The sequence below is a fragment of the Kitasatospora sp. NPDC058115 genome (genome assembly GCF_042884635.1).
In the GTDB taxonomy this organism is placed as follows: Bacteria; Actinomycetota; Actinomycetes; order Streptomycetales; family Streptomycetaceae; genus Kitasatospora.
In genome coordinates this window covers 243961-263700 of the sequence record NZ_JBHVTL010000002.1, presented here as the reverse complement: position 1 = coordinate 263700, position 19740 = coordinate 243961, and the positions used below count along the sequence as shown (strand labels likewise).

17 protein-coding genes are annotated in these 19740 nt (G+C 76.9%); 13 read left to right on the top strand and 4 right to left on the bottom strand.

Annotation, left to right across the window (positions count from 1 at the left end; genetic code table 11):
- Positions 1–17 precede the first annotated feature (17 nt).
- The 13 genes from ACFVVL_RS03105 (at position 18) to ACFVVL_RS03045 (ending at position 15701) form a co-directional block, all read left to right on the top strand.
- Entirely contained in the window at positions 18–149 is a 132-nt protein-coding gene (locus ACFVVL_RS03105) for a hypothetical protein (RefSeq protein WP_380288835.1), read from the top strand.
- A gap of 174 nt (positions 150–323) precedes the next feature.
- Positions 324–1610, top strand: coding sequence for a glycosyltransferase (locus ACFVVL_RS03100; RefSeq protein ID WP_387670943.1), 1287 nt, complete (start codon positions 324–326; stop codon positions 1608–1610).
- Positions 1516–2469, top strand: a complete 954-nt coding sequence (locus tag ACFVVL_RS03095; protein ID WP_387670941.1) for a DUF6895 family protein — start codon at positions 1516–1518, stop codon at positions 2467–2469. Before ACFVVL_RS03100 ends, ACFVVL_RS03095 begins: the two co-directional genes overlap by 95 nt.
- A complete protein-coding gene (locus tag ACFVVL_RS03090; protein ID WP_387670939.1) occupies positions 2466–3659 on the top strand; it encodes a radical SAM protein in 1194 nt (397 codons plus the stop codon). The genes ACFVVL_RS03095 and ACFVVL_RS03090 overlap by 4 nt, the downstream gene beginning before the upstream one ends.
- Complete coding sequence (locus tag ACFVVL_RS03085; RefSeq protein WP_387670937.1) at positions 3656–4705, top strand: DUF6895 family protein; 1050 nt, start codon at positions 3656–3658, stop codon at positions 4703–4705. Before ACFVVL_RS03090 ends, ACFVVL_RS03085 begins: the two co-directional genes overlap by 4 nt.
- Positions 4702–6093 (top strand): MFS transporter, encoded by a 1392-nt coding sequence (locus ACFVVL_RS03080; RefSeq protein WP_387670935.1) that lies wholly within the window; start codon positions 4702–4704, stop codon positions 6091–6093. The genes ACFVVL_RS03085 and ACFVVL_RS03080 overlap by 4 nt, the downstream gene beginning before the upstream one ends.
- Entirely contained in the window at positions 6090–9383 is a 3294-nt protein-coding gene (locus ACFVVL_RS03075; protein ID WP_387670933.1) for an AAA family ATPase, read from the top strand. Before ACFVVL_RS03080 ends, ACFVVL_RS03075 begins: the two co-directional genes overlap by 4 nt.
- Positions 9380–10264, top strand: coding sequence for a S8 family serine peptidase (locus ACFVVL_RS03070; RefSeq protein ID WP_380291608.1), 885 nt, complete (start codon positions 9380–9382; stop codon positions 10262–10264). Before ACFVVL_RS03075 ends, ACFVVL_RS03070 begins: the two co-directional genes overlap by 4 nt.
- On the top strand, positions 10254–10895 hold the full coding sequence (locus ACFVVL_RS03065; RefSeq protein ID WP_380291610.1) for a GAF domain-containing protein: 642 nt from the start codon (positions 10254–10256) through the stop codon (positions 10893–10895). Before ACFVVL_RS03070 ends, ACFVVL_RS03065 begins: the two co-directional genes overlap by 11 nt.
- Positions 10888–11952 carry a RimK family alpha-L-glutamate ligase gene (locus tag ACFVVL_RS03060; RefSeq protein WP_387670930.1) on the top strand — a complete coding sequence of 355 codons (1065 nt, stop codon included), beginning with the start codon at positions 10888–10890 and terminating at the stop codon, positions 11950–11952. Before ACFVVL_RS03065 ends, ACFVVL_RS03060 begins: the two co-directional genes overlap by 8 nt.
- A gap of 932 nt (positions 11953–12884) precedes the next feature.
- Positions 12885–14012, top strand: a complete 1128-nt coding sequence (locus ACFVVL_RS03055) for an MFS transporter (protein WP_387671120.1) — start codon at positions 12885–12887, stop codon at positions 14010–14012.
- Positions 14013–14126: 114 nt separating this feature from the next.
- A complete protein-coding gene (locus tag ACFVVL_RS03050; RefSeq protein ID WP_380291614.1) occupies positions 14127–14693 on the top strand; it encodes a hypothetical protein in 567 nt (188 codons plus the stop codon).
- A gap of 69 nt (positions 14694–14762) precedes the next feature.
- Positions 14763–15701 carry a Gfo/Idh/MocA family protein gene (locus ACFVVL_RS03045; protein WP_387670928.1) on the top strand — a complete coding sequence of 313 codons (939 nt, stop codon included), beginning with the start codon at positions 14763–14765 and terminating at the stop codon, positions 15699–15701.
- A 7-nt stretch (positions 15702–15708) separates the two neighbouring features.
- Here the strand turns inward: ACFVVL_RS03045 and ACFVVL_RS03040 are convergent, their stop codons facing one another.
- From ACFVVL_RS03040 to ACFVVL_RS03025, 4 genes are all read right to left on the bottom strand, one after another.
- Positions 15709–15918: a hypothetical protein gene (locus ACFVVL_RS03040; protein ID WP_387670926.1), complete on the bottom strand. Its 210-nt coding sequence runs from the start codon at positions 15916–15918 to the stop codon at positions 15709–15711.
- 64 nt (positions 15919–15982) lie between these two features.
- Positions 15983–16438 carry a hypothetical protein gene (locus ACFVVL_RS03035; protein WP_387670924.1) on the bottom strand — a complete coding sequence of 152 codons (456 nt, stop codon included), beginning with the start codon at positions 16436–16438 and terminating at the stop codon, positions 15983–15985.
- A 228-nt stretch (positions 16439–16666) separates the two neighbouring features.
- The gene (locus ACFVVL_RS03030) at positions 16667–18034 is read right to left on the bottom strand and encodes a M14 family metallopeptidase (protein WP_387670923.1); all 1368 of its coding nucleotides are present in this window, start codon (positions 18032–18034) and stop codon (positions 16667–16669) included.
- 141 nt (positions 18035–18175) lie between these two features.
- Positions 18176–19537 carry a BTAD domain-containing putative transcriptional regulator gene (locus ACFVVL_RS03025; protein ID WP_387670921.1) on the bottom strand — a complete coding sequence of 454 codons (1362 nt, stop codon included), beginning with the start codon at positions 19535–19537 and terminating at the stop codon, positions 18176–18178.
- Positions 19538–19740: the final 203 nt, after the last annotated feature.

Genomic DNA, 19740 nt, shown 5'->3' with positions numbered 1-19740 from the left:
TGCAGAGGGAGGACACCATGCCCGAGTCCATCAACCCGGAGCCGACCGAGGCCGAGGACGAGGAGGTCGACGTCGTCGCGCACGGCATCGAGGAGGAGGACGGCCTCGTCGAGGACATCTGCATCATCAACAACAGCGCGGCGCTCTGACGCGGTCCGTAGGGACGTGGCGTCCTGACGCCTGAGCGGGCCACCCGGCCCCGGCCCGAGCCGCCGGCGGCCGGGTGGTCCGCTCGCCTCCCGTCCGGCCCGGCCCCCGACCCGCACCGCGCCGTCCGCCACGACGCCCGTACGCCACGCCCCCCGCCCCGGCCCGGAGGCTCCGTGAACATCCTGCTCTGCCCGCTCAGTGACGGCGGCTACCTCTACCCGGCGCTCGCCGCCGGGCGCGAGCTGTGCCGCCGCGGCCACCGGGTCTCGGTGCTCGGCCGCGCCGGCGCCGCACCGTTCGCGGCCGAGGCCGGCCTGCCGTTCGCGGCGGCGGAGGAGTTCGGCGGCGAGCGGGCCTTCGACGCGGCCCGCTGGGGCGTCACGGGCCTCGCGCAGTACCGGGCCGTGCTGCGCGCCGCCCGGCAGGCCCGGGCCGACCTGCTGGTCACCTCGGTGCTGTGCAACGGCGCGCTGCTCGCCGCCGAGGTGCTGGACGTGCCGGTGGTGGTGATCGGACTCTCCGTCCACCTGTGGACCTACCGCTCCGGCGGCGCCGACGAACCGCAGTACGGCCGCACCCGGGAGAACCGGACCCAGGAGACCCTGGCGCTGTACGCGGCCACCCGCGAGCAGGCCGGTCTCGCGCCCCGCCCGACGCCACCCGGCGACGCCTCACCCGCCCGCTCCCCGCTGCTCGGTGACGCGCTGCTGCTCCGCGGCGTCCCCGAACTCGAACACCCGGGCGCCGAGTTGCCGCCACAGGTCCACCACGTCGGCCCGCTCGCCTGGGAGCCCGCCGCCGACCCGGCCGAACTCGCCGCCGTCGACACCGCGTTGGCCCGCACCGGCAAGCCCGTCGTCTACGTCCACCTCGGCCGCTTCTTCGGCGGCGGCACCCCGTGGCCCCGCCTCAACGCGACCTTCACCGGCGGCCGCTACCAGGCCGTGGTGGAACAGGGCCGCACCGGGGAGGCGCGGCCCGGCCCGGACGCCGACATCCTGCTCGTCCGCAAACCCTGGCTGGGGCCGCTCGTCGACCGCGCCGGCCTGGTGCTGACCGCCGGCACCTCGGCCCCCGTCCTCGGCGCCCTGCTGCGCGGCCGCCCGCTCGGCGTCACGCCCAACGGCTCCGAGCAACCGGTGCTCTCCGGCGCCCTGCTGCGCGAGGGCGCCGCCGTCCACCTCCCGCGCCCGCCGCGGCCGGACCCGGCCGCCCTGCTCGACGCCGCCTGGCACGACGAGCGGCTGCGCGAGCACGCCCGCCGCCTCGGCCGCCGCCTCGCCGGGGCCGAGACCGGCAGCGCCCGGCGCGCCGCCGACCTCGTCGAGCAGACCGCCCAGCAGCCCGCAACCTCAAGGGAGAACCATGGGTACGCGACCAGCCGACCCGGACCTCGCGGCCGTCACGAGCCTCTCGGCGGGAGCACGGCGGTGGACCGGCCTGCACTGCGGCTTCCTTGACGAACCGGCGGGCCGCGCCGAACTGCCCGTGACCCCCAGGGTCAAGGCGCTGCTGCAACTCGCCCTGCTGCGCCGCGCCTGGGCGAAGGCCGACCCGGCGGACCCGGACCTCGCCGGAGTCACCGCCACCGTCGACCGGGTCTGGCGCAGCCCCGGCCACCCGCGCCTGCTCGCCGCCGAGCCGCGCTGGGCCCGGCAGTTCCGGCTGATGTACGGCGCGCTCGCCCCGCCCGGAGCGGCCGCCGACGGCCCGCACCGCGCGGTCCTCGCCGAGGCGGTCGCCGGCGACTTCCTGACCCCGCGCCGCAAGTCGCCCTACCTGCACCTGGAGACCCGCTACTACGCCGAACTCGCCGGGGTGCCGCACCGCCTGGCCGACTACCCGGAGCTCTACCGGATCAGCCGGCTCGCCGCTCACGGCGACGACCGGCCGCTCGCCGAACTGGACGTGTGCAACGTGACCCACACCGTCTTCCACCTCGCCGACTTCGGCTTCCGCGAGCCCGGCCTGCGCGCCGCCGACCTCGCGCACGCCCGCGACCGGGTCCTCCGCCTCACCGAACAGTGCGTCCGGCGCGAGGAGTGGGACCTCACCGGCAAGCTCCTGCTCGCCCAGCACTGCCTGGGCCTCGACCCGCTGAGCACCCCGTCCGGGGCGGCCGGCCTGCGGATGCTCGCCGAGGTCCAGCGGCCCGACGGCGCCGTCCCCGGCCGCTCCGCCGCCGACCGGGCTGGCGCGGGCGCGGACCCCGTCACGTTCTTCCGCGCGTCCTACCAGTCCACCCTGGTCGTGGCCCTGGCGACGGTGGTCCTGCTGCACCGCCGACAGGCGGTCCCGGCATCGGCGGGTGCCCGGTGAGCCCCGCGCCGGCCACCGCCGAGGGCGGCTCCCGCCTGCTGCGCGGCGAGCGGAACTGGTGGTTCCTCGGCCCCGGCGGCGGCCTCGCCCGGCTGCGCCCCGGCCAGTTGACGGCCGACGGCACCCTGCGCCCCGGCACCGAACGCGGGCTGCGCGAACGCGGCCTGCTGACCGCCCCGGCCCCGCGCAGCTACGCGCTGACCGTCCTCACCAGCACCCACTGCAACCTCGGCTGCGGCTACTGCTTCCAGAACACCGCCCAGGACGAGGACGGCGGCAGCCGCCCGCCCCGGATCGCCCGCAAGCGGCTGACCTCGCGCACCATCACCGACATCCTCGACTTCACCGAGCGGCGGATGGCCGACGCCGGCCTGGAGAAGCTGCGCATCCTGTTGTTCGGCGGCGAGCCGCTGCTCAACCCGCGCGGCTGCCTGGAACTCCTCGAACGGGCCGCCGGCCACGGCCTCGCCTCGGCCTGGATGATCTCCAACGCCACCCTGCTCACGCCCGCGCTGGCCGAACGGCTCGCCGGGCGCGGACTGCGCTCCGTCCAGGTGACCTTCGACGGCGACCGCCCCGACCACGACCGGATCCGGATCCGGCGCGCCGAGGGCGGCGGGACCTTCGACACCATCGTCGGCAACCTCGCCCGCGCCTCCGCGGCCTCCCCGCTGCGCTGGCAGCTGCGGGTGAACGTCTCCCAGGAGACCCACGAGGGCGTGGACGCGCTGATCGGCCGGCTCGCCAGCTCCCTCGACCCGGCCCGCTGCACCCTCTACTTCGCCCAGGTCGGCGACGTCGGCGTCGGCTACGGCAACGACCTGCGGCACACCCGGGAGCTGTCCGACCGCTTCACCCGCTGGCAGCGCCGGGCGCTCGACCTCGGCTTCACCGTCGTCCGCCCGCAGGCCCACCGGCCCTGCGCCACCTGCGGCCACGGCGACGGCCGCTACGGCGCGGTGGTGAGCGCCGACGGCACGCTCGCCAGCTGCTGGGAGACGGCGGGCCGGCCGGACTGGGAGGTCGGCACCGTCACCACCGGCTACCTGCCCGCCGCCCTCACCCGGGAGCGCTGGGTCGGCTGCGAGGACCTCTACCGGCGCGAGGACGACCGCCGCACCCTCGCCGCCTTCCACGACACGGTGGACGCCGCGCTGCTCGACTACCTCGACGAGACGGGGCGCCTGTGACCACGGGATCCGCCCTCCACCGCGCCCCCGGCCTGCGCCGGCTCTCCGACGGCACCCTCGGCTGGCTCGTCCGCCACCTCGACGACTTCGACCCGTTCGCGCGCCGGGGCCCGGCGCCGGGCCGGGCGGCCCGCGAGCCCGACGGCGCCCACCGCCCGGCCAAGGCCGCGCTGGAACTCGCCCTGCTCACCCACTGCTGGGCCGGGCTCGACGCGGGCGCCGACCCGCGCCGCACCGAGGCGACCGCCCGGGTCCGGGCGATCTGGTGCCACCCCGGCCTCCCGGGCCTGCTCGCCGCCGCGCCGCGCGCCGCCGCCCAGTACCGGCTGGCGTGCGCCGCGCTGGCCCCCGCCGGGACGCAGGACGCGCCCTTCCGGGCCGATCTCGCCCGGCTCACCCCGGCCGACCTCTCCCCGGCCGGGCGCTCGCCGTACCAGCGGCTGGAACTGCGCTACTACGCCGACAAGGCCGGCGTGGCGCACACCGTCGAGCCCTACCCGGACCTCGCCGAGCAGAACGTCCTCGTCGAACTCCCCGCCACCGCCCTCGCCCGCGCCGCGCGCCGGGACCGGCGTGACCGCCGGGAGCGCCAGGGCCGTCACCCCGGCCGGGCGGACGCGGCCGCCCGCCCCGAGGAACCGCCGGTCACCGTCCCCGAGGCGTACGCCCTCACCCACTCCAGCTTCTACCTCAGCGACTTCGCCCGCACCGGCCCCGGCCTGCCCGACGCGGCCGTGGCCGACGCGGCCGCGCTGGTCGCCCGGCTGCTCGGCCACTGCGTGCGGCACGACTGGTGGGACCTCGCCGCCGAACTCGTCATGACCCAGGTCTGCCTCGGCCTGGACGCCCTGGCCACCCCCGAGGGCGCCGCCGCCGTCGACTGCCTGGCCCGCGCCCAGCGCCCCGACGGCTCCGTCCCCGGCCGCTCCGCCGCCACCCGGGCGAGCGCCGCCGACCCGCCGGCCGCCTACTTCGCCACCGCGTACCACACCACCCTGGTGACGGCCCTGATGACGCTGCTGCTCGGACGGGCGGACGCCGCATGAGCGCCCTCACCAGGCTCCGGCCGACCCTCCTCGGCCCCACCTACACCCGGCTCTGGTTCGGCCAGGCCGTCTCCTCGGTCGGCGACGCGGTGTTCAGCACCACGCTCGTGCTGTGGGTGGCGACGGTGCTGGCCGAGGGGAAGTCCTGGGGGCCGCAGGCCGTCAGCGGCGTCGTCCTCGCGACCAGCGCCGCCGTGATGGCCGTCGGCCCGCTCGCGGGCGTCTTCGTCGACCGCTGGGACAAGCGCGCCACCATGCTCGGCACCGAAGTGCTTCGCGGCGTCCTGGTGGCGGCGCTGACCGCCGTCTCCTTCGTCCCGGCCGAGGACCTCCCGGCGGGCGTCTGGCTCGGCCTCATCTACGTCACGGTGCTGGTGCTCAACGCCGCGAGCCAGTTCTTCACCCCCGCCCGGTTCGCGGTCATCGCGGAACTGGTCACCGACGAGGCGGACCGCGCCCGGGCGGCCGGCCTCGCCCAGGCGACCGGGCAGACCGCCTGGATCATCGGCCCGCCGCTCGCCGCGCCGCTGCTGTTCACGGTCGGCCTGCAGTGGGCGCTGCTGTTCAACGCGCTCTCCTACCTGGTCTCCTACCTCGCCATCCGGGGGACGGACCTGACGCCCGCCGCACCCGCCGCCGCCCCGAGGCCGCGCGCCGCCGGGGCCGCCGAACGGCCGGGCCTGTTCCAGGACTTCACCGCCGGACTGCGCTTCTTCGCCCGCAACCGCTTCCTGGTCGCCCTGCTGCTGCTCACCGTCATCGGCCAGCTCGGCACCGGCGCGCTCAGCACCCTCAACGTCTTCTTCGCCACCCGGAACCTGCACGCCTCCGCCGAGCTGTACGGCTACCTGGGCATGGCGATGGGCATCGGCGGGATCGCCGGCGCGCTCGCCGCCGGCCGCGTGGTGCAGTGGATCGGCGCCCGGCGGACCACCTGGATCGGGCTGATGGTGAGCGGCGCCCTGCTGGTGCTGTACTCGCGGCAGACCGGATTCCCGGCCGCGGTGACCCTGCTGTTCGTGTTCATCGTGCCGATCACCATGCTGAACACCGCGATGGCGCCGCTGCTGCTGGCCGCCACCCCGCAGGAGTTCCGGGGCCGGGTGGTCGCGGTGTTCTACCCGGTCACCCGGCTGGCGGCGATGCTCACCGCGGTGCTGTCCGGCTGGCTCGCGGGCAGCGGGCTGCGGGACTTCTCGGGCTCGGTCGCCGGGGTGCGGCTCGGGCCGATCGACACCGTCCTCGCGGTGTCCGGCCTGCTGGTCGTGCTCGCCGGCGTCTACGCCCGGCTGGCACTGCCCGCCCCGGCCGGTGCCCCGGCGAAGGCTGCCGAGCCGCCCGCGGACGCCGCCGAACCGGCCGAACCGACCCTGGAGGGCCGGCCGTGAGCTGCGCCGCGTGCGGCCACCGCACCGCCGAGGCGGACCGGTTCTGCGCCGGCTGCGGCGCACCGCTGGCCGCCGCCGCCGTGCCCCGCGAGCCGCAGGAGTCGCGCCGCAAGGTGTCCATGCTCTTCCTCGACGTCGTCGGCTCGACCACCCTCGCCGAGCGCCTCGACCCCGAGCCGCTGCGCCGCGTCATGGACCGCTACTTCGCGAGCTGCGGCGCGGCCATCGCCGAACACGGCGGCGTGGTCGAGAAGTTCATCGGCGACGCGATCCTCGCCGCGTTCGGCGCCACCGTCGCGCACGAGGACGACGCGCTGCGCGCCGTGCGCGCCGCCACCGGCGCGCTCGCCGCCCTGTCCGGCCTCACCGCCGAACTCGCCGCCGAGTACCAGGTGCGGCTGGAGGCCAGGGCCGGCATCTGCACCGGCAACGTCGTGGTGATCACCCGGCCCGGCGACGACTTCCGGGTCGTCGGCGACTCCGTCAACACCGCCGCCCGGCTCCAGACGGCCGCCCGGCCGGGGGAGGTGCTGGTGTGCGCGGACACCGCCGCCATGGTGCGCGCCCGGGTCGGCATCGAACCCGTGGAACCGCTGGAGCTCAAGGGCAAGTCCCGCCCGGTGCCCGCCTGGCGGATCACCGCCCCCGAGGCGGCGGCCGACCGGCCCGGCCCGCTCACCCCCTTCGTCGGCCGCCGCGAGGAGCTGGCGGAGCTCGCGCGCGGCTACCGGCGGGCCCGCGAACGGCGGCAGGTCCGCCTGGTCACCGTCGTCGGCGCGCCCGGCATCGGCAAGTCGCGGCTGGTCCGCGAGTTCCTCGCCGGACTGCCCCGGGGCGAGGCCGTGGTGCTGTCCGGCCGCTGCTCCGCCTACGGGCGGGGCATCACCTACCGCCCGCTCGCCGGGATGCTCGACTCGCTGCCCGGCGGCCGGCCCGCCCTCGACCGCCTGCTCGCCCCGGACGGCGCCGCGGGCGGCGAGGACGCCCGGGACGACGGCGGGTCCGCCCGTACCCGGCGGCTGGTCGCCCGCACCCTGGCCGCCGTCGCCGAGTCCGCCCCCGCCCCCGCCCCGGGCGGTCCGGCCGCGGCCGCCGCGCCGGAGCCGGTCGGCGTCGCGGACATCGCCTGGGCCGTGCGCCACCTCCTCGCGGTGCTCGGCCGCTCCCGCCCGGTGGTCCTGGTCTGGGAGGACCTCCACTGGGCCGAGGCGACCCTGCTCGACCTCGTCGAGGAGATCGCCGGCTGGCTGCGCGACGTCCCCGTCCTGCTGCTGGCCGTCGCCCGCCCCGAGCTGTTCGAGCTGCGGGCCGGCTGGGCCGCCGGCACACCGGACGCCGTCACCGTCGACCTCGGCCCGATGACCGGGGAGGAGACCGCTGCGCTGGTCGGCAGCCTGGTCCTGCACGGCGACGTCCACCCGCAGGAGGACCGCGCCCACGACCACCAGGAGCTGACCGGGCGGGTCATCGCGCTGTGCGACGGCAACCCGCTCTTCGCCGAGCAGCTGACGGACGTCTTCGCCGAGACCGCCCCCGGCACCCAGGTGCCGCCCACCGTGCAGGCCCTGCTCGGCGCCCGCCTCGACCGGCTGCCGGGCACCGAACGCGGCCTGCTGGAACTCGCGGCCGTCGTCGGACGCGAGTTCACCCGCGCCCAGCTGCGCGCGATGGCCGAGGCCGACGGCACCGCCCCGCCCGCCGCCGACGAGGCGGCCGCCCGGCTCACCCGCCGCCGGGTCTTCGAACCCGGCCCGGTGGGCACCTACCGCTTCGCCCAGGCCCTGCTGCGCGACACCGCCTACGAGTTCACCCCGAAGACCCGCCGCGAGCGCTGGCACGGCTTCCTCGCCGACCGGCTCTCCCGCGAGCGGCCGCCGGATCCGATGGCCGTCGCCTACCACGTCGAGGCCACCGCCCTGCTCGCCCGCCAACTGCGGCCCGGCGACCAGCGGTTGCCCGCCCTGGCCGGGCCGGCCGCCGCGACCCTGATCGCCGAGGGGATGCGGGCGCTGGCCCGCAAGGACCTCCCGGCCGCCGTCCAACTGCTGGAACGCGGACGGGCGTTGCTGCCCGCGGGCGACCCGGCGCACACCGCGCTCGCGCTGCACGTCTGCGACGCCGGGATCTGGCTGCAGGACGAGGCCCGCTGCCGGGCCGCGCTCGCCGCCGCCGAGGCCGCGCTGCCCGACGACCCCCGCGCCGCCGCCACCCGCGCGGTCCAGCACGGCATCGTCGCCCTGCGGCTGGGCCTCGCCGCGCCCGCCGAGGTCGCCGCCGAGGCGCGCCGCCTGGCCGAGCGGCTGGACCACGACCCCGGCGACGACCTCAGCTGGTGCCGGCTGCACCAGCTGCGCGCCCACCTCGAACTCGCCGCCGAGCGCACCGCCTCCGCCGAGCGCTCCTTCCGCCTCGCGCTGGCCCGCGCACGGGCCCTCGGCGACCGCTACGAGGAGGACCGACTGCTCTGCGCGGTCTGCGAGTTGACGCAGTGGACCCCGACCCCGGTGGCCGCCTCGCTGGAGCTGTGCGCGCTGCTCGGCCGGCGCTTCGCCGCCAACCGCTCGCTGCTGATCCCGGTGCTGGTGGCCCGCGCCCACCTGGAGGCGCTGGGCGGCGACGTGGCCGGCGCCCGGCAGACCCTCGCCGAGGCGCTCACCCGCTCGCACGACGTGCACGCCGACCTCGCGGACGCGGTGGTGCTGGACGCCGCGGGCTTCGTGGAGTCGCTGGCCGGCGCCCACGAGGCCGCCGAGGCCCGCTACCGGCAGAGCCTCGCCGTGCTGCGCGCCGCCGAGCACGCGCCGGACACCCGGACGACCGAGGTCGCGATCGCCCGCGAGCTGTTCGCCCAGGGCCGTACCGACGCCGCCGCGGCGGCCCTGGACCTGCTGGACGTGGACGCAGACGTGGACGCGGACGTCGACGTGGCGACAGGGGCGTCCTCGGACGGCGGCGGGGCGCACGGCGGCAACCCGCGCGCCCGGCTGGGCGCGGCCGCCCTGCGCGCCCGGATCGCCTCCGCGCGGGGCCGCCACGGCGAGGCGCTGGCGGCGGCCGAGTCGGCGCGCCGGCTGAGCGCCGGCTCCGACGACCCCTGCCTGGCCGGGGAGACGCTCCTCGACCGGGCGATCGTGCTCCGGGCGGCCGGCCGGGCCGGGCGGGCGAGGGCTGAAGGGACCGAGGCGTTGCGGATGTTCGAGGCCAAGGGCGCCACCCTGCCCGCCGGAAGGGTCCGCGCCTGGCTCGCCGCCGGGCCGGCCGGGACGCCCCAGGGGGGTGACGGCCGGTGACCGGCGTCCACCTCCCGCCCTGGCGCCGCCCCGCGCGCGACCACTTCCCGGGCGTGCCCGCCTGGAGCCTGCCCGCCTCGACCGTGCCGCAGGAGCCCTTCGACATCAGCCCGCTCGGCGGCCACCTCACCCAGGAGTGGGCCTGGGGCGGCGCGGACGGCTCCGGCGTGCGCGTCTGCGTCCTCGACAGCGGCATCGACGCCGACCACCCGCTCGTCGGCGGACTCGACCGGGCGATGGACGTGGTGCGGGCCGAGGACGGCACCCTCGCCGTCGTCCCCACCGAGCCCGCCGACACCGCGGGCCACGGCACCGCCTGCGCCGGCGTCATCCACTCCATCGCGCCCGGCGCCGCGCTCACCTCGGTCCGCGTGCTGTCCGGCGGCCGGCACGGCAGCGGCGCCGCCCTGCTCGCCGGGCTCACCTGGGCGATCGAGGAGGGCTACGACGTCATCAACCTCAGCCTGTCGACCACCAAGACCGAGTTCTGCGACGCCCTGCGCGACCTCGCCGACTCCGCCTACTTCCGCCGCTGCGTCATCGTCGCCTCCGCGCACAACATGCCGGTGCGCAGCTACCCGTGGCCGTTCGCCTCGGTCATCTCGGTGGCCAGCCACGACCGCCCCGACCCGATGACGTACTACTACAACCCGTCCCCGCCGGTCGAGTTCTACGCCCGCGGCGTGCGGGTCCCGGTGGCCGGCCCGGGCGGGCGGCAGCTGCTCAGCACCGGCAACAGCTTCGCCACCCCGCACATCGCGGGCATCTGCGCGCTCATCCTCAGCAAGCACCGCTCGCTCACCCCCTTCCAGCTCAAGTCCGTCCTCTACCTGGCCGCCGAGAACGTAGCCGTACCCGATGGAGGTGCGCGTGTCGACTGACCCGCTGGAGAGTGCCGAGATCCGCCGGCGCAGACTGCTCCAGTCGATCGTGGAGGTGGCGCGCAGCGTGTTCGGCGCCGCCGCGGCCTCCGTGCTGCTGGTGGACGAGGCCGACGGCGCCCTCGTCTTCGAGGCCGTCGCGGGGGAGGGCGAGCACCACCTGCTGGGCACCCGCTTCCCGGCCGGCACCGGCATCGCCGGCTGGGCGCTGATGACGGGCCAGCCGGTGGTGGTGGACGACGTGGCGCAGAGCCCGCAGTTCGCCCGCTCGGCCGCGGAGTCCACCGGCTACGTGCCGCGCGGCATCATGGCCGCGCCGCTGATCTGCGACGGCGAGTGCATCGGCGTGCTGTCCGTGCTGGACCGCGACAGCCGGCCGCGCTGCGACCTCGGCGACCTGGCCTCGCTCGGGTTGCTGGCCACCGAGATGGCGACCGTGCTGGAGCTGCTGGTGGTGCTCCGCTCGGCCGCGCCGCCGGCGGCCCCCGCGCCGCCGGCCGCCTTCGACCTGGCGGTGCTGCAGCGCGTCGCCGACCGGCTGCCGGGCGCCCCCGAGCAGGTGGCGGCCACCGTCACCAAGCTGCTGGCGATGGCCGACGACCTGCTCGCCACCGCCGGAACCGATGTCTGAGACCTCCCCCTTCCTCCGCCAACTCGACGACCCGAAGAGCGTGTTCGACGCCGCGCGGCCGTGCCCCGAGCCCTGTGTCCTGCTGCTCAGCCGTGCCTGCGACACCGAGCTCGACCCGGTGGTGCGCCTGCTCGCCGGGGCGGGCGTCCGCACCGCCCGGCTGAACGCCGAGGAGCTTGCCGCCACCTCGCTCACCGTCGCCGCCGACGGCCGCTCGGTCGCCCTGAACGGGCGCCCGTTGTCACCCACCGTCACCTGGATCCGCCACTTCGCGCCCACCGCCGTCACCGCCGTCACCGCCGCCGCCCCGGAGAACGCCGGGCTCCCGGACGCCGCCGGACACCCGGAGACCGCCCGCACCGCCTTCCTGCGCGACTCCTGGCAGGCGGCGGCCGGGCAGCTGGCGGAGCTCTCCGGCACCGCGATCCGCCCCGACCGCCCCGGGGTGCTCGCCCAGCTGCGGCTGGCCCGGCGGCACGGCGTCGCCGCCCCGCGCACCGTGCTGACCACGGACCCGCAGCTGGTCCGCGAGGCGTTCGACGCGCCGCGGGTGGTCCTCAAGGCGGCGCACCACCACTTCGTCGAACCGGTGCCGGGCCGGCTGCACGGGATCTTCCCGGTGGTCCTGGAGCGGGCCGCCCTGGCCGGGGGGCCGCGGCCGGGCCCGCCGGTGCTCGTCCAGGAGTACGTGGAGCACGAGGCCGAGCTGCGGGTGTACTTCGTCGCCGGGCGGCTGCACGCCTTCGAGGTCGGCAAGACGGACCCCGCCGACCCCTGGACCGCCCCCGAACGGCTCGACGTGCGCGCGCTGCCCGCGCCCCCGCCCCGGGTCGCCGCCGCGACCCGCACCCTGGCCGCCGCGCTGGACCTGCGCTTCGGGGCGTTCGACTTCCTGCTCAGCGCCGGCACCCCGGTCTTCCTGGAGGTCAACCCGGACGGCGACTGGCGCTGGGCGGAGCGCCGCGCCCGTGGCACCCCGGTCACGGCCGCCGTCGCCGCGATGCTCGCCGAGCTCCACCACCGGGCCGTCCGGGGGCTGCGCGACCACGCGACGTAGTCGCTGCCGCAGGCCGGTGTCGGCGGCGGCGCACGGGGTAGCCGCGTCCGCGACGGACTGCGAGAGGAGCGAACCGCCGTGGGAACCCCGCCGAACGACCCCGTGCCGCCCAGCCCCACCCCGGCCCCCGGTCCGGGGCCCGGGCCGGGACCGGGTCCGCTGCCCGGACCGGTGCCCGGTCCCGGCGGCCCGGACCCGGTGCCACCGGGCCCGCCGCCGCTGCTGCCCGATCCGCCGCCCCCGCCGGCGCCCCGTCCGGAGCCGCGTCCGCACCCGGGACCGCTGCCCGGCCCGGGACCGGCCCCCCAACCGGTCACCCGGGCCCGTCACTCGGATCCGGATCCGGCGCCCGGGCCCCGCCGGTCCGCCGTCGCGCCGAGGTGGGCGGCGGGAAGCCGTGGACCGTCCGGCGGCCCGGCCGCCGGGGCGCTCGTCACGATCGACCCGGTCTCCAGGACGTAGCGGCGGGCGGCGCGCTCCGGCGGGGCCGCCCCGTCGGCGCGCGTCCGGCGGCGAGCCCCGGCCGCTCGCCGCCGGACAGCGTGCCGGCCTCCTGGCCGCGCCGCACGGCCGGCACCGGGACCAGGGGGAGGACGACAACCCGAAGGCGGCAGGCACGCCGGGACGCCCGCCGGGACGGCGGTTCTTGTGCGCCGCACACGCCTCCCGGGCGGCGCCTGCCCGGACCACGCCCGGCTTCGCGCCACCACCGCCACGGTCCGTTCGGGCCGGCGCGGCCCGCCCCGCCGGCCGTACGAGGGGCGCCCGGCGCGGCCGGCGGGGCCGCCATTCGGCGCAGCCCGCCCGCCGCCGACCCGCCCCGGGCCGGTCCCGGCGCCTACCGTGGGCTGGTGACCGATCGTCCTGCCGGGCGGCCGCCCGCCGCGCGCCGCGCGGCCTACCTCGGGGCCGCCGCCGCCTTCGCCGTCTGCATGGCGGGCACCACCCTGCCCACCCCGCTCTACGGCCTCTACCAGGAGGAGATCGGCTTCTCCGAACTGATGGTCACGATCGTGTTCGCCATCTACGCCCTCGGTGTCATCGGCGTCCTGCTGCTCGTCGGCAACGTCTCCGACTCCGTCGGCCGCCGGCCCGTGCTGCTCTGCGGACTCGGCTTCGCGGCGGCCAGCGCCGTCGCCTTCCTCGCCGAGGGCGGCCTGCCGCTGCTCTGCCTGGGCCGGCTGCTCTCCGGTCTGTCGGCCGGTCTGTTCACCGGCACCGCCACCGCCTACGTGCTGGAACTCGCCCCGCCGGGCCGCCGGGGCCGGGCCGCCTTCGCCGCGACCGCCGCCAACATGGGCGGCCTGGGCTGCGGCCCGCTGCTGTCGGGCGTGCTCGCCGAGTACGCGCCGAACCCCCTCACCCTGCCGTTCGTCGTGCACCTGGTGCTGCTCGCCGCGTCGTTCACCGTCACCTGGTTCCTGCCGGAGACGGTCGAGGGCGCCCGCCCGCTGCGCACCGCCCGCCCGCGCCGGCCGTCCCTGCCGCCGCAGGTCCGCGGCGTCTTCGTCCCGGCGGGCCTCGCGGCCTTCGCGGGCTTCTCGCTGCTGGGCGTCTTCACCTCGGTCAGCCCCGCGTTCCTCACCGAGGGCCTGGACGTCCACAACCACGCCGTCACCGGCCTCGTCGTCTTCACGGCCTTCTTCGGCTCCACCCTCGGCCAGCTCCTGGTGCCCAGGCTGGGCACCGCCCGGGCCGTCCCGCTGGGCTGCCTGGTGCTCATCGCGGGGCTCGCCCTGCTGGCCTCCTCGCTCGCCTGGACCGTCCTGCCGCCGCTGGTGCTCGCCGCACTGGTGGGCGGCGCCGGCCAGGGCATGGGCCTGCGCGGCGCGGTCGGCGAGATCGCCGCCGCCGCGCCCGCCGAACACCGCGGCGGCGCGCTCTCCGCGCTCTTCGTGGTCGCCTACTTCGGCATCTCGATCCCGGTCATCGGCGTCGGCCTGCTGGCGCAGCCCCTCGGCCTCCCCGAGGCGGGCCTGGTCTTCGCCGCCTGCATGGCCGTGCTCGCCGCCGCCTCCGGCCTCTACCTGCTGCGCCGCGCGCCGGGCGCGGCCGACTGACGGCGTGCCCGTTTTCGGGCTGGGTCGAAGGGCCTGGCCCGGCCGCCGCGTGCGCGAGGAGACTCTCCGAGGCAACAGGCCATTCGGAGATCCGACTTGAGGAGAGTGTCCGTCATGAGCATCGCGCGTTCCCTCGTCCCCCGCGCCGGCGTCGCGCTGGGCGCCGTCCTGATGGCGGCCGGGCTGCTGGGCGCCCCCGCCCAGGCCGCCGACGGCGCGCCCGCCGCCCCCGCCGCGTCCGGCGCCGTCACGGCGCTCGCGGCGCCCGCCTCCGACGCCAACCAGACGGTCATCCAGGCCACCGCCGGCCTGTCGCGCGGCCAGAGCTGGTCCTCGCCCGACGGCAGCACCGTCCTGTACCAGCAGTACGACGGCCACGTCGTCCTCTACAAGAACAACGTCGCGATCTGGACCGCCGTGGGCACCTACGGGGTCGGCACCTACTTCTACGTGCAGGACGACGGCAACCTCACCGCCTACGACGCCGCCTGGCGCCCGCTCTGGGAGAGCCGCACCGGCCGCCACCCCGGCGCCTACCTCGCCATCCAGAACGGCGGCAACCTGGTCGTCTACTACGGCAGCACCCCGCTGTGGTGGTCCAACTACCGCCCCGGCAGCGGCACCGGCCCGATCGACCCCGACCCCGAGTGCATCCCCACCAGCCACCAGCTCTGCCCGTAGGCTCCCCCCGGAAGGCCGGTGCATAGGGTGGGGGTGTCAGCGCCCCACCCTAGGCACCCTGGAGACCCGATGAGCCCGACCGCTGTTCCCGACGCCCCGCTCCCGGTCGGCGTGATCGGGCTCGGTGACATCGCGCAGAAGGCGTACCTGCCGGTCCTCGCCGCGGAGCCCGGCCTGGACCTGCGGCTGATGACCCGCGACGGCGCCAAGCTGGACCGGATCGGCGAGGCGTACCGGATCGCACCGCGGCACCGTTTCACCGACCTCGCCCGGCTGGTCGACAGCGGCATCCGGGCGGCCTTCGTGCACGCGGCGACCGACCAACACGTCCCGATCGTCGAGCAGCTGCTCACGGCCGGCGTCGACGTCTACGTGGACAAGCCGCTCGACCACACCCTCGACGGCGCCCGCCACCTGGTCGCCCTCGCCGACCGCACCGGCCGCTCGCTGGCGGTCGGTTTCAACCGCCGCCACGCGCCCGGCTACGCCCAGGCCCTCGAACGGCCGCGCGACCTCATCGTCCTCAAGAAGTACCGCGAGGGCCTGCCGGAGGCCGCGCGCACCCTCGTCTACGACGACTTCATCCACGTCGTCGACACCCTGCGCTTCCTGGCCCCCGGCGAGTTCGACCACGTGGACGTCCGCGCCCGGGTGCGCGACGGCCTGGTGGAGCACGTCGTCCTCACCCTCGCCGGGGACGGCTTCACGGCCCTCGGCCTCATGAACCGCCGCTCCGGGTCGACGGAGGAGGTCCTGGAGGTCTCCGGCGCCGACTCCAAGCGCGAGGTCCACAACCTCGCCGAGGTCGTCGACCACCGCGGCCAGCCCACCACCCGCCGCCGCGGCGACTGGGTCCCGGTCGCCCGCCAGCGCGGCATCGAGCAGGTCGTCCACGCCTTCCTCGCCGCCGTGCGCAGCGGCACCCCGCTCGACGCCCACGACGCCCTGCGCACCCATGAACTGTGCGAACTCGTCGTCGAGCGCATCGAGCGCATCGACGGGACCTGAGGCCCGGTCAGCCGGGGGCCGGGCGCTCGCGCCACCGGGTGACGGTGGCGGCGAGCCGGGCGCCCGGCGGGGTGGGGCGGGTGGTGAAGTCGGCGCTCCAGGCGGTGCTGCCGAGGACGAAGGGGCGGTCGAACCGGTAGCGGGTCGCTGCGCGAACCGCGCCCGTGGCGGCTCCGGCGGGTCCGTGTCCGACGATCGCGTGAAGGCTCGTCGGCACACCTCGCAGGGCGCGGCCCGGCCCGGTGGACGGGCCGGGCCGCGAAGGTGGGGCGTCGGCGGGATCAGCAGGGGACGACGACCGAGACCGTCGCCGGCGAGGGCGGCCAGCCGCCGTTGTCGACACTGAAGTTGGCGGTCACCGTGCTGCCGCAGGTCGCGGTGGTGGTGATGCTGCCGACGTAGATGCCGCCGGAGGGCACCAGGGCGGTCGTGTAGAGGGGCGGGCCCGGCGGCAGACCGGGCGCGGTGCCGGAGATCTTGAAGCCGACGGTCTGCGGGACCCAGGCCGGGTTGGTCGGGTAGGCGTGCCCGTAGAGGCGGACCTGGAGGCCGTCCACGTCGATACAGGCGCGGGTCTGCAGCAGGCCGGGTGCGCCCGGGGTGCCGCAGGTCGTGAAGGGTCCGGGCGGACCGGCGGGGCCGGTGGTGGCGGCGACGGCGGACGGCGCGGTGGTCGCGGTCAGCGCGGCGAGGACCGCGGCGCCGGCCAGGGTGGCGGCGGTGCGACGACGGTGCATGGGCGGGTTCCCTCCCTGGGAGAAGCGCGTCCGGCGGAGGCCGGACGCGCTGTGACATGTCACATCGTTCTTGAGGGATGGTGACACCGCGAAGGGCGCCGCGGTCCGTCCATCGGGAGGAATGACCGGACGGCGCCCGTCCGTTGGCCTGAACGGTGTGTCATGTGCCCCGCACCGCAGGGGTGGAGCGGCCCCTCCGGGCGGGCCGCTCCACCCGCGCGAGGGGCGTCAGGTGGCGATGCCGCAGTACTGCTGCTGCTTGCCGATCGCCCGGTAGACGCAGTCGGCCGTCTCCACCAGCCGCAGCACGGCCTCCCGGTTGCGGCTGGTCTCGCGCCCGATCACCTCGTCGGGCGGGTAGAAGCCGCTGGCGCCGTTCGGCCCCGGGTACATCTCGAAGGTGTAGGCGAAGACCCGCTGGGCGCCCCACAGCCAGTCGTCGATCGACCCGTCCGTGATGTAGAGGTCGCTGGACTGCTCGGGCGTGTAGTTGTTGGTGGAGGCCATCGACCGGCCGAGGGCGGCGAAGGTGTTGTACTCGTCGGTGGTCATGCCGGTGGTGGTGTTGGCGGTGGTCCAGCCGAACGGCCAGAGCACCAGCTCGCTGTAGGTGTGGAAGTCGATGGCGGCGGTGATCTGCTGCTTGCCGCCGACCACCCGGCTGCGGACGAAGTCGGCGACCACCTTGGTCTCCTTGGCGGACTCCGGCGCGCCGCCCCGGTAGGTCTCGCTGGAGGTCGAGCCGGAGGAGCCGCCGCAGCAGCCGAACTTGTAGTCCCAGTTGCGGTTGAGGTCGGTGCCGACGTTGCTGCTGCCCGGGTTCGGCTGCCGGTCCTTGCGCCAGCTGCGGTAGCGGCCGGTGGCGATGTCGTACTCGCCGCCGTCCGGGTTGAGGTCCGGGACGATCCAGATCTCCCGGCTGTTGACGGCGCCGGCGATCCGGCTGTCGGTGGCGTACTTGTCGCCGAACTCGTGCAGCAGGTAGAGCGACATCTCGACGGTGAGGTGCTCGCGGGCGTGCTGGTGGGCGGTGAACAGCACCTCGGGCTCGTTCTCGTCGGTGCCGACGTTGTCGCTGATTTTGACGGCGACGATCGGCCGGCCCTCGTAGGAGGTGCCGATCACCCGCTTGCTCATGATGTCGGGGTGGGCGGCGACGACGGCGTCGATGTCGGCCGCCGCCTCCGCGTAGTTGTGGTAGCCGGAGTCGGCGGACGGGAAGTCGTAGAGCGCCGCGCCGACGCCCGCCTGGCCCGGCTCGGCGCCGTACGGCGGGCCCGGCAACGGGACGGGCGACCAGCCGAGCGCGCGCAGCCGGGCGGCCTCGGCGGGGGTGGCGGTGACCGTCAGCGAGCCGGGCCGGACGGCGTCGACGGAGGCGCCGGTCGCGGCGACCTCGGTGCGCTCGGCGACGGTCCGGGGGCCGTCGACGCGGTACTGCCGGGCGGTGTCGGCGTCGGAGGCGGAGACGGGGGCGGGGGCGGCGGAGTCGGGGGCCGGCTGGGCGGTGGCCCGGGCGGAGAGCGGGACGGCGAGGGCGAGGGTCAGCAGCACGGCGGTGGCCGCGACGGGCTTGCCTCGACGGGGCAGTCGCATGACTGTCCTCCTGTGGGGGTCCGTAGGGACGGAACGGTGGAGGAGGGGTGCGGCGCCGCGAGCTTGATGGTCCGTCAATGACATGCCAACGTCAAGGAGTTGGGGAGAACGTGTCCGGCGGGAGCCCGGACGCGCGCCGGATCAGTGCCCCGTCGCGCCCCGGCCGGCCGTCGCCCCGCAGGTCGCCAGGCTGCACCAGCGCCGCCGCCCGCCCGCGTCCAGGAACAGCCAGCCGCAGTCCGCGCTCGGGCAGCGCTGGACGGTCAACCGGCGCGGATCGGCGAGGAGTTCGGCGCCGGCCCGGGCGGCGGCGTACAGCGGCAGGCGCAGCCCGGCCGACGGCGGCAGCCGCCACTGCGCGAGGCCGTCCTCGCCCCGGGTGAACACCGCGGCCCGGGTGGCCTGCTGGACCACGGCGGCCACCTCGCCGAAGGCCGCGCCGTCCTGCGGATCGGTCAGGCAGGCGTAGAGCGCCGAGCGGAACGCCCGGGCCTCGGCGAGCACGGCCGCCGCCTCGTCCGGGCGCCGGGCGGCCTCCCGCAGCAGCGCCTCGACCAGCGGCGGCGCCGCGAGGTCCTGGTGGCCGGCCCAGACGGCGAGCGTCGAGTAGCCGCGCAGCCAGTCCGAGCCGGGCGGCGCGACCGGGGCGTTCCAGCCGGCGAAGGTGTTGCAGAACTCCAGCGCCGGGTGCCCGCCCGCGCTCCACGGCAGCCACTCCTCGCCGACCCGCACCGCGTACAGCGGGGCCGGCGGCCGGTCGAGGCGGGGGTCGGCGCGCAGGATCCGCTCGTGGAGCGCGGCCAGTTCGGCGCCCGGCTCCACGCCCAGCGTCTCCACCAGCGTGCGGCGGGTGTGCCGGTAGAGGTCGAGCGCCTCGGCCTGCCGGCCCGCCCGGTACAGCGCCGTCATCACGGCCCGCACCAGCCGCTCCCGGGGCACCGGCAGGTCCGGCTCCCCCTCGCGCAGCGGGAGGTCGGCGAGCAGCCGGTCGTGCCGGCCCATCGCCAGCAGGAGTTCCGCCCGCTGCTCCAGGGCCGACAGCCGCAGCTGGAGCAGCCGGCCGCCGAGCCGGCCGCGCAGCGCGTCGTCGGCCACGTCCGCGAGCAGCGGTCCGCGCCAGAGCGCGAGCGCCCGGTCGAGGCAGCGCAGCCGCTCGGCCGGATCGCCGCTCGCCGCGGCACGGGCCGTGAGGTCGAGGAACTCCCGGACGTCGAGGCCGTGGTGGCCGGGCGCGAGGGCGTACCCGTCGTGCCGGGTGGCGATCACCACCCCGTGCGGGCGCAGCCGGGCGCGCAGCCGTCCGACGTAGGTGTGCACGGTGCCGCGCGCCGAGGCGGGCGGGCGGCCGTGCCAGAGCAGTTCGATCAGCCGCTCGGTGGCGACCACCCGGCCGTCCTCCAGCAGCAGGACGGCGAGCAGGCACCGCTCCTGGCGGCGGGCGCCGGCCAGGACGGGCTCGCCGTGGTGGTCGGCCTCGAACGGGCCGAGCAGTCGGAACTCCATGGCGGGCCACCCTACGGTGCCGTCCGTGACCGCCGCGGCGCCCGTCCCGTCCGGTGGCCGGAGGGGAGGGGCGCCGCGGCGGGCCCGAGGGCCCGGGTACGTCACCGCCGGGGCGGCGGGGCCGACGGCGGCCGGAGCGCGGCGGCGGCCGGCCGGGTGCGGCGCTTCGTGCAGGACCACCTGACGATCGGCCGAGCGCCCGA

Bases quoted from the DNA above. Each gene is read 5' to 3' on its own strand.
- ACFVVL_RS03105 (WP_380288835.1), top strand. From the start codon at position 18: ATGCCCGAGTCCATCAACCCGGAGCCGACCGAGGCCGAGGACGAGGAG.
- ACFVVL_RS03095 (WP_387670941.1), top strand. From the start codon at position 1,516: ATGGGTACGCGACCAGCCGACCCGGACCTCGCGGCCGTCACGAGCCTC.
- ACFVVL_RS03080 (WP_387670935.1), top strand. From the start codon at position 4,702: ATGAGCGCCCTCACCAGGCTCCGGCCGACCCTCCTCGGCCCCACCTAC.
- ACFVVL_RS03060 (WP_387670930.1), top strand. From the start codon at position 10,888: ATGTCTGAGACCTCCCCCTTCCTCCGCCAACTCGACGACCCGAAGAGC.
- ACFVVL_RS03055 (WP_387671120.1), top strand. From the start codon at position 12,885: ATGGCGGGCACCACCCTGCCCACCCCGCTCTACGGCCTCTACCAGGAG.
- ACFVVL_RS03050 (WP_380291614.1), top strand. From the start codon at position 14,127: ATGAGCATCGCGCGTTCCCTCGTCCCCCGCGCCGGCGTCGCGCTGGGC.
- ACFVVL_RS03045 (WP_387670928.1), top strand. From the start codon at position 14,763: ATGAGCCCGACCGCTGTTCCCGACGCCCCGCTCCCGGTCGGCGTGATC.
- ACFVVL_RS03035 (WP_387670924.1), bottom strand. From the start codon at position 16,438: ATGCACCGTCGTCGCACCGCCGCCACCCTGGCCGGCGCCGCGGTCCTC.
- ACFVVL_RS03030 (WP_387670923.1), bottom strand. From the start codon at position 18,034: ATGCGACTGCCCCGTCGAGGCAAGCCCGTCGCGGCCACCGCCGTGCTG.
- ACFVVL_RS03025 (WP_387670921.1), bottom strand. From the start codon at position 19,537: ATGGAGTTCCGACTGCTCGGCCCGTTCGAGGCCGACCACCACGGCGAG.